General features: G+C 50.0%; 16 protein-coding genes. 3 read left to right on the forward strand and 13 right to left on the reverse strand.

Going from position 1 to position 12,380, the window contains the following annotated elements; all coding sequences use genetic code 11:
* Nucleotides 1–83 precede the first annotated feature (83 nt).
* Genes D5085_06920 through D5085_06930 form a run of 3 tightly spaced genes read left to right on the forward strand, consistent with a single transcriptional unit; the run spans nucleotide 84 to nucleotide 2,400 of the window.
* Nucleotides 84–1,499 carry a hypothetical protein gene (locus D5085_06920; GenBank protein QEP42877.1) on the forward strand — a complete coding sequence of 472 codons (1,416 nt, stop codon included), beginning with the start codon at nucleotides 84–86 and terminating at the stop codon, nucleotides 1,497–1,499.
* A 1-nt stretch (nucleotide 1,500) separates the two neighbouring features.
* Nucleotides 1,501–2,124 (forward strand): cytochrome C, encoded by a 624-nt coding sequence (locus tag D5085_06925; GenBank protein ID QEP42878.1) that lies wholly within the window; start codon nucleotides 1,501–1,503, stop codon nucleotides 2,122–2,124.
* 21 nt (nucleotides 2,125–2,145) lie between these two features.
* A complete protein-coding gene (locus D5085_06930; GenBank protein ID QEP42879.1) occupies nucleotides 2,146–2,400 on the forward strand; it encodes a hypothetical protein in 255 nt (84 codons plus the stop codon).
* Here D5085_06930 and D5085_06935 read toward each other — a convergent pair.
* The 13 genes from D5085_06935 to D5085_06995 form a co-directional block, all read right to left on the reverse strand.
* The gene (locus tag D5085_06935) at nucleotides 2,397–3,323 is read right to left on the reverse strand and encodes a LysR family transcriptional regulator (protein QEP42880.1); all 927 of its coding nucleotides are present in this window, start codon (nucleotides 3,321–3,323) and stop codon (nucleotides 2,397–2,399) included. The genes D5085_06930 and D5085_06935 overlap by 4 nt on opposite strands.
* Nucleotides 3,320–3,739 (reverse strand): hypothetical protein, encoded by a 420-nt coding sequence (locus D5085_06940; protein QEP42881.1) that lies wholly within the window; start codon nucleotides 3,737–3,739, stop codon nucleotides 3,320–3,322. Before D5085_06940 ends, D5085_06935 begins: the two co-directional genes overlap by 4 nt.
* A complete protein-coding gene (locus D5085_06945; protein ID QEP42882.1) occupies nucleotides 3,736–4,608 on the reverse strand; it encodes a prepilin-type N-terminal cleavage/methylation domain-containing protein in 873 nt (290 codons plus the stop codon). Before D5085_06945 ends, D5085_06940 begins: the two co-directional genes overlap by 4 nt.
* Nucleotides 4,608–5,111: a type II secretion system protein gene (locus tag D5085_06950; GenBank protein ID QEP42883.1), complete on the reverse strand. Its 504-nt coding sequence runs from the start codon at nucleotides 5,109–5,111 to the stop codon at nucleotides 4,608–4,610. The genes D5085_06945 and D5085_06950 overlap by 1 nt, the downstream gene beginning before the upstream one ends.
* Nucleotides 5,112–5,131: 20 nt before the next feature.
* Nucleotides 5,132–5,335, reverse strand: a complete 204-nt coding sequence (locus D5085_06955) for a DUF4351 domain-containing protein (protein ID QEP42884.1) — start codon at nucleotides 5,333–5,335, stop codon at nucleotides 5,132–5,134.
* A gap of 99 nt (nucleotides 5,336–5,434) precedes the next feature.
* On the reverse strand, nucleotides 5,435–5,830 hold the full coding sequence (locus D5085_06960) for a DUF4351 domain-containing protein (protein QEP42885.1): 396 nt from the start codon (nucleotides 5,828–5,830) through the stop codon (nucleotides 5,435–5,437).
* Nucleotides 5,831–5,929: 99 nt separating this feature from the next.
* Nucleotides 5,930–6,892: an Rpn family recombination-promoting nuclease/putative transposase gene (locus D5085_06965; protein QEP42886.1), complete on the reverse strand. Its 963-nt coding sequence runs from the start codon at nucleotides 6,890–6,892 to the stop codon at nucleotides 5,930–5,932.
* A gap of 6 nt (nucleotides 6,893–6,898) precedes the next feature.
* Nucleotides 6,899–7,873, reverse strand: coding sequence for an Rpn family recombination-promoting nuclease/putative transposase (locus D5085_06970; protein ID QEP42887.1), 975 nt, complete (start codon nucleotides 7,871–7,873; stop codon nucleotides 6,899–6,901).
* Nucleotides 7,874–7,879: 6 nt separating this feature from the next.
* On the reverse strand, nucleotides 7,880–8,818 hold the full coding sequence (locus D5085_06975) for an Rpn family recombination-promoting nuclease/putative transposase (protein QEP42888.1): 939 nt from the start codon (nucleotides 8,816–8,818) through the stop codon (nucleotides 7,880–7,882).
* Between the two features lie 6 nt (nucleotides 8,819–8,824).
* A complete protein-coding gene (locus D5085_06980; protein QEP45081.1) occupies nucleotides 8,825–9,760 on the reverse strand; it encodes an Rpn family recombination-promoting nuclease/putative transposase in 936 nt (311 codons plus the stop codon).
* A gap of 10 nt (nucleotides 9,761–9,770) precedes the next feature.
* The gene (locus tag D5085_06985) at nucleotides 9,771–10,277 is read right to left on the reverse strand and encodes a type II secretion system protein (GenBank protein QEP42889.1); all 507 of its coding nucleotides are present in this window, start codon (nucleotides 10,275–10,277) and stop codon (nucleotides 9,771–9,773) included.
* Nucleotides 10,278–10,353: 76 nt separating this feature from the next.
* On the reverse strand, nucleotides 10,354–11,220 hold the full coding sequence (locus D5085_06990) for an Rpn family recombination-promoting nuclease/putative transposase (GenBank protein ID QEP42890.1): 867 nt from the start codon (nucleotides 11,218–11,220) through the stop codon (nucleotides 10,354–10,356).
* Between the two features lie 135 nt (nucleotides 11,221–11,355).
* Complete coding sequence (locus D5085_06995) at nucleotides 11,356–12,291, reverse strand: DUF2887 domain-containing protein (GenBank protein ID QEP42891.1); 936 nt, start codon at nucleotides 12,289–12,291, stop codon at nucleotides 11,356–11,358.
* Nucleotides 12,292–12,380: the final 89 nt, after the last annotated feature.

Consider the following 12,380-nt stretch of genomic DNA (forward strand, 5'->3'; position numbering starts at 1 on the left):
CATTTTATGGCACTAATGACTCTATACTGTCGCTAGTCACCAACAACTATCTGGCAAATTTTAGAGTAACCGGGAGGAGAGACATGTTTCACCGACTTATAGGAGTGCTCTATCTACTCTGTAGCACGACCACTCTCATGGCAGCCACTATCGATATCCCCCCCGCTGAGTGGGGTGCTAAAGAGGGGGAGGGGTGTATTAGCTGCCACACCAAAGCCTCCGGCTCTTTAGTCAAACAGTGGCAACAGAGCGCCCATGGCCGTGAGGGGGTCAACTGCTTCGACTGCCACCGCGCCGACAGTAGCGATAGTGACGCCCTAGAGCACGAAGGCGAGGTTATCGCCACCATCGTCTCGCCAGCCGACTGCGGTCGCTGCCACAGCCAACAGGTCGATGAGTTCAAAATCTCCTCCCACGCCACAGCACGACTAAAATTAGAGCAGACTCTGCCAGCAGCTAACCACCCCACCCTCGATCAGCAGGGGTGTGCTAGCTGTCACGGTAGCCGCATTACCCTCTCATCGACAGGTATCCCTGAGCGCGAACACTGGCCTAATAACGGTATCGGTCGCGTCAACCCCGATGGCTCGCTCGGCTCCTGCTCCGCCTGCCATAATCGCCACGGCTTCAGTAAAGCTCAAGCCCGCGATCCGGTCGCCTGTAGCTGGTGCCATCGCGGCAGCGACTCCCCTGATCATGAGGTCTATGCCGCCTCAATGCACGGCACCCTGTTCCAGAGTCGGCGCGAGCAGATGAACCTCGATAGCGAGAGCTGGGAGCTAGGCAGTGACTACCACAGCGCCCCCACCTGCGTTACCTGCCACATGGGGGCGGCACCGGGTATCAAAGCGAGCCATGACGCGACGATGCGTAGCGCTTGGGAGCTAGGCACACCCGTATCGCATAAACAGAGTTTGGTCATTTTTGCCGATGGTGACAGGATGGAGGTCGATGAGATAGATAGCCCTCGCCGCGGCGATATTTTAACCAAATTAGATGGCAGCAGCGGCACCGTTAAAGCGATCGCTAGCGCCGATAGACGCCGCCAAGTCATGAGCAAAGTCTGCCTAGAGTGCCACGGTAAGGAGTTCACCAACGCCTTTATGGCCAATTTCGATAACTTTATCGAACGCTATAATCGCGACTTTGGCCAACCGGCGAAGGCGATTATGGATCAGCTCTATGCCGAGGGCGCTCTCACCCCAACCCCACTCGATGAGCTGCTAGAACAGACCTATTGGCAGCTATGGCACGAGGACGGTATTACCGCCCGTCATGGTGCGGCCATGGCCAGCTCGCTCCATAGCTGGAACGAGGGGTTGCATCGGGTACAGCAGCTATTTGATGGGCCGTTTACTCAGCAATTGATCGAACTTATCGGTGCCGAGAGGGCACAAACGCTCCTGCAACGCCCCACACAGCCACCCCCTTTAATAGATCGATTGGGCAGAGTCTCCCCCTCCTCTCCTGCGGGAGAGGCTAGCGCAGAGGTTAAGTAGTATGTTTAGCTTCATCACTCGCCATGTGCTCATGGCGCTTATGGTTGGTGGCGTTGCCGGCGTGATCTTTATGGTCGTTTTGCTTGAGTTTGATCACTACACTAGCAGTGTCGAATTCTGCACCACCTGTCACTCAATGGAGTTAGTTGCCGAACCCTACTACCAGTCATCGCACTACAATCCCGCCTCAGGTGTGCGAGCCGAGTGTGGCGACTGTCATGTCTCGGAGGGGGTCTTCGCCGCCACGTGGGATCACCTTGTCGGTTCTAAGGATCTCTATAAACAGCTCTTTGGTCCCGATTACGATGATCCCGTCGTTAACAAACTCCACCTACCCGATGCCGCCTTTGCCGCTCGGGAGTGGTTTCGAAAGCGCGACTCGGCCACCTGCAGCCGCTGCCATACGATAGATGCGATTGTCGGCACCCGTCCTGCCACCCAACTCATCCATCAACAGGAGACCGAAGGGAAGAGCTGCATCGACTGCCACTACAATTTAGTCCATACTCCAGTCCCGCATCGCAAGGTCTTTGATCGTGAAGCGTGGAATCGTCAAATAGAGGAGGAGTTTGGGCTAGAAGCGGGCAGTAGCGATACCATACTAGAACAGGGCAAACGGCTCTAACAGCGAACAGGAGGGTACCCTATGAGGAAACTACTACTACTCGGTTGTGAGACGATGCGGGAAGGCGTCATCGTCTCCTTTGTCTTTTTTATCTTAGGCATATTGATGGTGCTAGCAGGTGCCCACCTCGTGCCCGATTGGCTCTATATGAACTTCGTAGTCCTACTACTAGGCTTTCTGCTAGTCCTGTTTGCACCGGTGATTTTAGTCTCCACCTACCTGCTATCGGTACTACCAGGCATTCGGGAGCGGCTAAAAGAGGAGTGTGAGCACTAACAAATCGGCGATAGCAGCTCGACACTCTCCGGCACTACATGGCGAATCTGGTTGGCGATCGCCTCAATGGCACGGCCTCTAGGAGAGCTGCGGCGGTAGATAAGTGCGACTCGACGACACGCCCCCGCCATCTCTATCGGTCGCACAGTCACATTCATCCCAGCCAGCCATATCGGTTGTACCGCAAGTGCCGGAATCAGAGTACAGCCAAATCCCTGCCCCACTAGCCGCACCACCGTCTCTAAGTTCGCCGCCCGCAGCCCGACCGGATCGCGATTAGATAACCCCCTCTTACCGCGACAGACCTCCAACACCTGATCGGCCAAACAGTGACCATCGGCTAACAGCAGCAGCTCGCTACTCTGCAGATGGCGTTGTTCGATCAGAGAGTCGTCCCTATAGGGGTGATCGGTCGCATGGGCAAACCAGAACGGCTCTTGATAGAGCGGTAACGACTCTAGTTCTGGGTGCGGCTCCTTGGTCGCAATTACCGCAGCATCGAGCTGGTGGTCGAGAAGCTGCTGTAATAGATTAGTCGTAATATCCTCAATGAGTCGCAGCTCCATTTGCGGTACACTTTGCCGTAACTCTCCTAAAAAGAGCGGCACCAGCCACGGGCTAATAGTGTGAATCGCCCCCAACCGAAACGGCCCCGAAAAGGGATCTCGTGCGGCTTGTGCCAACTCCTGTAGCTTCTCGCTCTCCTGCAACACTCGCCGCGCTTGAGCGATAATCGTCTCGCCAACACGGGTCGGCACCACCTGACGATGGTTTCGTTCAAATAGCGCCACCCCTAGCTCCTGCTCCAGCTTCTTTAATTGGCCGCTTAAGGTGGGCTGACTGACAAAACAGCTCTCTGCCGCCTTACCAAAGTGGCGCTGCTCATTGACAGCAATTAAGTAGTGGAGGTCTCGTAAATTCATGGGGAGTGGGGCATAAACTGGATCGTCAACATCCGTTGCACCTCGGGGTTACCCGTTGTGCCGCCTGCCATGCCGGTGCTTTTAATAACATAGAAGTCGCATGAAGCACTGTTACAAATGTCGTTGCCAGCATCAATAACATATTGAGTCACTTCCGTCTTAAACCAAATAGTTGCATTACCACTATCCAATGCTACCGCAGAACCAGTAGTACCATCACCACTATTTTGAGTGATATCGTACAGTGCCCAATCGATCCCACTCTCGGCAGCTAGCAGCGCCCGAGCCGATTGTAGCTCATTAATCGTCACAACATTACCGTGAATGGTCATCTGGGTCATTAATATCCCCAAAAAGGCCATCACCGTAATTAAGAAAATTGCGCTAATAAGTGAGGCTCCCTGTTGCTGTTTCATGGTGTATTCCTCACATGCATCTCCTGTACCATCGTCACCGACTCATCACCTTCGGTGAGGGTTAGAGTTACCTTTAAAATGGCGTTGCTGGTGAGTGAGGTGGGGAGATATTCAAAAGTAGCATTTAATGACTCACTTGAGACTAATATCAGATCAGTGTCTGACCAATTAGCATTACCATCACTACAATTAGTATTAAACTGATTAGTCGACGTGTCTCCAGCAAAAGTACGATGCCAATAGAGTGCATTGCTTGTGACCCCAATGTCATGACAATAATCGGCAATTTGAAAATGTTGTGAGGCGGGTTCGACACTCCATTTTTGTGAACTAAAAGTAAGCAACTGCACCTCTTTATTTCCAGTATCTTCATTATTATCATTATCATCATTGTCTCTATCCTTTGCGACAACATTAGTAATCCTACTAGAACGGTCATTCAAAACAGATTCAGAGTCATTATAAATTACCAACATATCAGTATTAATAAAGTTAGTATATTCAGCTCCCAAAACATATAAATTAGTCATATTTGCATTTTTACGAAAGCGTCTATTCGCCTGATATTTACTGTTACTAAAACCATCCTTTTGCGACATATAACGCCCACCAATCTTACTTGTCACAAACTCAACCCCCTGACCACTATTCAACTCTCGCACAGTATTCGGCACTACCTGCCGTACCTCTCGTGCTAGTCGCTCTAAAGCTAACCGCCCGCGAGCCGTTAACTCCATCCGTATTTCGGTATCGCTATAGGCATTAATGGTTTGGGTTATAATGGGAGCCAAAATCCCCGCCACAATGCCGATAATGACAATCGTCATAACCAGCTCTACCAGAGTAAAACCGCTTTTGAGTCTGTGCATTAAAAATTACTCCGATAGGCGACTAGGGAAATGGTCTCGCTCATTGGTGTGGTGACAGAGACCTCAATTTTACGGACATCGGCAGCCGGAATACTGTGCCAAGCTGAACTAGGCTCTGTTACTGATACAGTTACACTATATCCAGAAAAGTCGTTTAAATCGGTTCCGGTTTGATCTTTTGGAGGATTATCACTTAAGTTGTGGTAGTCGTCGATATCATCATAAGCAGCACGACTATCACCATCATCGCCAATAGCAACAATATCTCCGGCAGCTACCCTCCCTCCCCCATTCGGAGTAGCCTCATTCCATTTTTTACGCAAAATCTCATCCATATACATATTCGCCAGCGAAATCGCCTTCTGCCGTAGTAGCGGCTCATGGCTATGGGAGACATTAGTGGTAAAGAGAGTAACCGTGCCGGTAATTGCGATACCGACAATCACAATAAAAATGACCGACTCTATCAGACTAAAACCGTAATATTTATGTTTCACTGTCATTATCTATCCTAAGTTATGGCTTAGTGGTGCTGCTTCTGTAGCCAATTATCCAGCTCGCCCCCATTAGCAAAATCGAGCAACACGTCAAACAACTTCTCCAACTGTTCAAACGATAACCTGTCGAGCCGCTTTTGCTGATACGCTGTTAACGGTTGCGTTAGCTTACGCTCTAACCGTAATAGCGTCATCGCTTGCTGTACCGGTTCATACTCTACTGCCGACATAATCTCTCTCTCCTCTTGCCAGTGTCTGAAAAGCGTTTTAAAAACTAAATCATTTTTGGGGTCAAGTAACCCGGAAGATGGGGAAGAGGCCACTTAATTTTAGTGCTGCTGCTGTTGTAACCAACGCTCTAAATCATCACCATTAACAAAGTCAAACAGCGCTTCGGCCAGCTTCTCCAACTGTTCAAATGATAACCTTTCAAGCTGCTCTTGCTGATACGCGGTTAACGATTGCGCTAACTTACGCGCTAGCTGCCGCGCAATTATCTGCCGTTCACGCATCAATGCCTGCTCTAATGCCTGTTCTACCCCCAGCTCTACCCCCTGCTCTATCCCCTGCGCCACACCCTTTGCGGTAGCCGCAGCCAGAGCCGAGCGCTCATCCCGTAGCGCCCGCTCCCGCACAAAGGCTCGCCGGCGCGTCTTTTCATCAGCGCTTAGCTGCCGCAACAGCGTCATCGCTTGCTGTACCGGTTCATACTCTACTGCCGACATAATCTCTCTCTCCTCTTGCCAGTGTCTGAAAAGCGTTTTAAAAACTAAATCATTTTTGGGGTCAAGTAACCCGGAAGATGGGGAAGAGGCCACTTAATTTTAGTGCTGCTGCTGTTGTAACCAACGCTCTAAATCATCACCATTAACAAAGTCAAACAGCGCTTCGGCCAGCTTCTCCAACTGTTCAAATGATAACCTGTCGAGCCGCTCTTGCTGATACGCGGTTAACGATTGCGCTAACTTACGCGCTAGCTGCCGCGCAATTATCTGCCGTTCACGCATCAATGCCTGCTCTAATGCCTGTTCTACCCCCAGCTCTACCCCCTGCGCCACACCCTTTGCGGTAGCCGCAGCCAGAGCCGAGCGCTCATCCCGTAGCGCCCGCTCCCGCACAAAGGCTCGCCGGCGCGTCTTTTCATCAGCACTCAGCTGCCGTAATAGCGTCATCGCTTGCTGTACCGGTTCATACTCTACTGCCGACATAATCTCTCTCTCCTCTTGCCAGTGTCTGAAAAATTTCACCCAGCTGCGTAGCGCCTTGCCGCCGTATGCGAGCCGATCTATTTTCGGTAGCTCTATCAGGTGCAGCTGCAGTTCATCACCGAGCTGCACTGCCGGATTAGTTCGATCCCGCATCTCAAAACACCAGTGCGCCTGTTCGCTACAGTCCGCCTCGTTAAACAGGTTAAAATTGAGCAGGTGGATACCAATCACCGGCTGCAAGAGCGCATAGTCGTCACCCGGCTCTAGCTGGCTGGTGAGCGTTCTGGCCAAATAGTAGCTACTGCGACGGCTCCACGGATCGCTCTGCCTCACCTGCATCTCGATATTATAGCGCCGCTTAAACTCATCCTCGGCTAAAATATCGAGCTGAATAAATTTGCCCTGTAAATCCTCATCATAAATCTCCGGATTAAGGATAGTAATAGCGGTAATCAACGGAAACTGGTGCCGCACCGCATTAATCAGCTCACGCAGTAGCTGCGGCGCGGTGGTAAACAGCACTTTAAAAACTAGATCGTTTTTGGGGTCGAGTAACCCGGATGATGACGAAGAGGCCACTTAATTTTAGTGCCGCTGCTGCTGTAACCAACGCTCTAAATCGTCCCCATTAGCAAAGTCAAACAGCGCTTCGGCCAGCCTCTCCAACTGTTCAAACGATAACCTTTCAAGCTGCTCTTGCTGATACGCGGTTAACGGTTGCGTTAGCTTACGCGCTAGCTGCCGGGCAATTATCTGCCGTTCACGCATCAATGCCTGCTCTAATGCCTGTTCTACCCCCAGCTCTACCCCCTGCTCTATCCCCTGCGCCACACCCTTTGCGGTAGCCGCAGCCAGAGCCGAGCGCTCATCCCGTAGCGCCCGCTCCCGCACAAAGGCTCGCCGGCGCGTCTTTTCATCAGCGCTTAGCTGCCGTAATAGCGTCATCGCTTGCTGTACCGGTTCATACTCTACTGCCGACATAATCTCTCTCTCCTCTTGCCAGTGTCTGAAAAATTTCACCCAGCTGCGTAGCGCCTTGCCGCCGTATGCGAGCCGATCTATTTTCGGTAGCTCTATCAGGTGCAGCTGCAGTTCATCACCGAGCTGCACTGCCGGATTGGTTCGATCCCGCATCTCAAAACACCAGTGCGCCTGTTCGCTACAGTCCGCCTCGTTAAACAGGTTAAAATTGAGCAGGTGGATACCAATCACCGGCTGCAAGAGCGCATAGTCGTCACCCGGCTCTAGCTGACCGGTGAGCGTTCTGGCCAGATAGTAGCTGCTACGACGGCTCCACGGATCACTCTGCCTTACCTGCATCTCGATATTATAGCGCCGCTTAAACTCATCCTCGGCTAAAATATCGAGCTGAATAAATTTGCCCTGCAAGTCCTCATCGTAAATCTCCGGATTAAGGATAGTGATAGCGGTAATCAACGGAAACTGGTGCCGCACTGCATTAATCAGCTCACGCAGTAGCTGCGGCGCGGTGGTAAACAGCGTTTTAAAAACTAAATCATTTTTGGGGTCAAGTAACCCGGAAGATGGGGAAGAGGCCACTTAATTTTAGTGCCGCTGCTGTTGTAACCAACGCTCTAAATCATCACCATTAGCAAAGTCAAACAGCGCTTCGGCCAGCCTCTCCAACTGTTCAAACGATAACCTTTCAAGCTGCTCTTGCTGATACGCGGTTAACGGTTGCGCTAACTTACGCGCTAGCTGCCGCGCAATTATCTGCCGTTCACGAATCAATCTCTGCTCTAATCCCTGCGCCACACCCTTTGCGGTAGCCGCAGCCAGAGCCGAGCGCTCATCCCGTAGCGCCCGCTCCCGCACAAAGGCTCGCCGGCGCGTCTTTTCATCAGCACTTAGCTGCCGTAATAGCGTCATCGCTTGCTGTACCGGTTCATACTCTACTGCCGACATAATCTCTCTCTCCTCTTGCCAGTGTCTGAAAAATTTCACCCAACTGCGTAGCGCCTTGCCGCCGTATGCGAGCCGATCTATTTTCGGTAGCTCTATCAGGTGCAGCTGCAGCTCATCACCGAGCTGCACTGCCGGATTGGTTCGATCCCGCATCTCAAAACACCAGTGCGCCTGTTCGCTACAGTCCGCCTCGTTAAACAGGTTAAAATTGAGCAGGTGGATACCAATTACCGGCTGCAAGAGCGCATAGTCGTCACCCGGCTCTAGCTGACCGGTGAGCGTTCTGGCCAGATAGTAGCTGCTGCGACGGCTCCACGGATCACTCTGCCTTACCTGCATCTCGATATTATAGCGCCGCTTAAACTCATCCTCGGCTAAAATATCGAGCTGAATAAATTTGCCCTGCAAGTCCTCATCGTAAATCTCCGGATTAAGGATAGTGATAGCGGTAATCAACGGAAACTGATGCCGCACTGCATTAATCAGCTCACGCAGTAGCTGCGGCGCGGTGGTAAACAGCACTTTAAAAACTAAATCATTTTTGGGGTCAAGTAACCCGAAAGATGGAGAAGAGGCCACTTAATTTTAGTGCCGCTGCTGTTGTAACCAACGCTCTAAATCGTCACCATTAGCAAAGTCAAACAGCGCTTCGGCCAGCTCCTCCAACTGTTCAAACGATAACCTTTCAAGCTGCTCTTGCTGATACGCGGTTAACGGTTGCGCTAACTTACGTTCTAGTAACCGGGCAATCATCTGCCGTTCACGAATCAATCTCTGCTCTAATCCCTGCGCCACACCCTTTGCTGTGGCCGCAGCCAGAGCCGAGCGCTCATCCCGTAACGCCCGCTCCCGCACAAAGGCTCGCCGGCGCGTCTTTTCATCAGCACTTAGATGCCGTAATAGCGTCATCGCTTGCTGTACCGGTTCATACTCTACTGCCGACATAATCTCTCTCTCCTCTTGCCAGTGTCTGAAAAATTTCACCCAACTGCGTAGCGCCTTGCCGCCGTATGCGAGCCGATCTATTTTCGGTAGCTCTATCAGGTGCAGCTGTAGCTCATCACCGAGCTGCACTGCCGGATTGGTTCGATCCCGCATCTCAAAACACCAGTGCGCCTGTTCGCTACAGTCCGCCTCGTTAAACAGGTTAAAATTGAGTAGGTGGATACCTATCACCGGCTGCAAGAGCGCATAGTCGTCACCCGGCTCTAGCTGGCTGGTGAGCGTTCTGGCCAGATAGTAGCTGCTACGACGGCTCCACGGATCGCTCTGCCTCACCTGCATCTCGATATTATAGCGCCGCTTAAACTCATCCTCGGCTAAAATATCGAGCTGAATAAATTTGCCCTGTAAATCCTCATCGTAAATCTCCGGATTAAGGATAGTAATAGCGGTAATCAACGGAAACTGGTGCCGCACCGCATTAATCAGCTCACACAGTAGCTGCGGTGCAGTGGTAAACAGCACTTTAAAAACTAGATCGTTTTTGGGGTCGAGTAGCGGCTGTTGGGTGAACGGCATAACGGCAAGTTCAATGCGCGACAAAACCGGTTAGTTGATACAGTGTTAACGCTTTAGAAACAGAACCAATTGTAATAGTAATGGTGACATCATTATCTATTTCATCCACTGCACCGCTACCGCTATTTGGTTTTAGCGGCATACCACGGCTATTAAAAAAAATCGTGCTCTCTGACGAGCTCAAACTAACACCGCTACTCCAGCTTTGGACATAGAGACCACTTCCGGTTAAGTTTTTGACACTATTATCAGAAGCAATATTACCGTCACTAGTCATTGTGGCAACCTGATAGCCATTACCACTAAATTTAATCCCGTAATAGTTCTCAAACCCACTATGCTGCATCGCCTGTGCCTGAGCATAGCGAATCGCCTCCACAACTTCCCGCGCTTTTTCGACGACTTTAAACTCATTTTGGTTAAATTTAGGTGCCGCATAGGCAGCCAAAATGCCGATTAATACAATGACCATGACTAACTCGACCAGAGTAAAGCCGAATTGGCTATTTTTAACCATATTTAACTCTCTTTTTTGCACCAAAACTGACCCTTAATACTTATAGCCACTACAAACCGAATATCCGTAACAACACTTAGTCACTGCTCGTTCTTAATCGCTTAACCTCTACAACGGTTAATCCAGTCGCAGCCGCAATCTGTTCGTCATTTGCCATAAGCGGAATAAGCTGCTTTGCGATATTAAATCTCTCTTCAATTTTCCCTTTTTTAACTCCATCATCATGTGCAGTATCGATAACATTTTTTATGTCACGGTAGTATTTCAGGCTACTTTCATACGCCTCTCGTTCTTCAGGTTCAAAACGGGCAATTTTTGCCTGTTCAAACAAGCGCTCAAACACCTTTTCCCGTAATCGTGGCGGAATCTCGTCAAGTTCATGCAGATGCCGAAACAGATAGAACCATTTATCTTGCAGTGTCTCTAGTTCATCTGCTGTTTTTTTGAAGTTCGGTAGCGTTAAATAGATGAAGGTCAATTTATCATAAAAAACCTTATTACGCTGATCTTTGAGTTTAACTTGGTGTATAACCCGGTTCTTCTCTTTTTTATCGGCTTTATCTTCACTAAAAAGGAAATCGAGAATCCCAATGGTGTAAACCGCTGTTAATTTAAAGTCCCAATTGCCTCTCTGTGCCTGCTGCTGAATCGGAAAGGTCGCGTAAAACAGGCTGCGATCTTTAAAGTAGTTCTGCTTCGCTTTTTGCAGTTCAACGATGAAGTGATCTCCTCTGTCACTAATGCAGTTAAGATCAAATATCGCTTTGCGATCTAATACACTTCCTCCCGCCTGCTCATTTTTGCTAAATGTTAGGTCGGCGATATGGTGCTTCTTCGGTAGTAGGGTATTTAAAAAGCTGATTAAATTCGGTTTGCTCGCCTCCTCACCAAAGATCTTTTTAAACCCAAAGTCGGTAAACAGATTAATGTAGCGCTCTTTCATCTTTTTAGTACAATAATGGTAATATTTCGGTGGCTAGGAGGTCGTGGTTGGTTTTGGTGCTGTTTCTCTATTCGAACCAATTGGCATTAATGTACTACTCCCAATCAATCGAACCAAGAGGATAACCTATCTGCGCTATAGCGATTGCTGTCCGAGCCAATCATTCAGCTCATTGATATCGCTAAAGTCAAGTAGCGCTTCGGTAAGCGTCTCCAATTGTGCAGCCGTTAACGCCTCAATCGCCTGCCGCTGAGCCTGATTCAACTCACCAAAACGTCGCTGCAACTGTCGGAAGATAGCCGCCTGCAATCCCTGATTGTGCCCTTTTACCTCTCCCTGAGAAATCCCTTGAGAAAATCCTTGAGAGATTCCTTTAGACAGACCTTCGTCATAAACTTCCTTAAAAAAGCGGGTATGGCGTAGATCGGTAGTGGGGATCTGTAACATGGCTCTTATCTCCTCTCGGCTAAGATCTGGTAGTTTGTAGACAAGCAGCGTTTCGATAAAGTCGATAGCATCAATTCGGTTAATTTTGGGGGTTGGGATAAAGTGTTGCAACAGGTTTTGTGCTTGCTGTCCTAGTTGTAGTTGTTCAGCGGCGTCAATACGAAGTAACGACAGTAGTCGCAAGATAAACAGTGTATCGGCACTGCGATTGGCCTCTGTTTGGCTCTCCGCTTGGATTAAGATCTCTTCTAAGTAGAGCCGATGCAGCACACCAGCCTGTTCAAAGAGTTGATCCTCCGTATCCAGTCCGGCATCAAAACGGCTATCAGGATAGATGACGACCGCCTGCCACAGGGTGCCGCTGCGCTTTTGTTTAAAACGCAGCATAATGGAGGCAAACCAGCGGGCATAAAAGTCGCTGTCAAGGTAGAGCTGATTCTCCAAAAAGAGTAGCGGTGCTTCGGAATTATCGGGGATGAGAATGCCATCAAGCCGCAAGTTAGTCTGTTTCACCTCTTCGGCATGGAGTCGATAGTCACACTGTGGGGCGCGTTGTCCTGTCAGTTCAAACAGTGCCTCCGGGCAGTGGCTAAAGAGGCGATAGAGGTAGTGATCGGTTTTCATTGCCGACGGTTATCGCTCTTCGCGCCATAGCAGTAGAGGTCGGAAGCTATCATAGGGCTGTTTGATCTGTCTTCTCAGCCGCTTCGACC

This window comes from Ectothiorhodospiraceae bacterium BW-2 (assembly GCA_008375315.1).
In the GTDB taxonomy this organism is placed as follows: Bacteria; Pseudomonadota; Gammaproteobacteria; order Thiohalomonadales; family Thiohalomonadaceae; genus BW-2.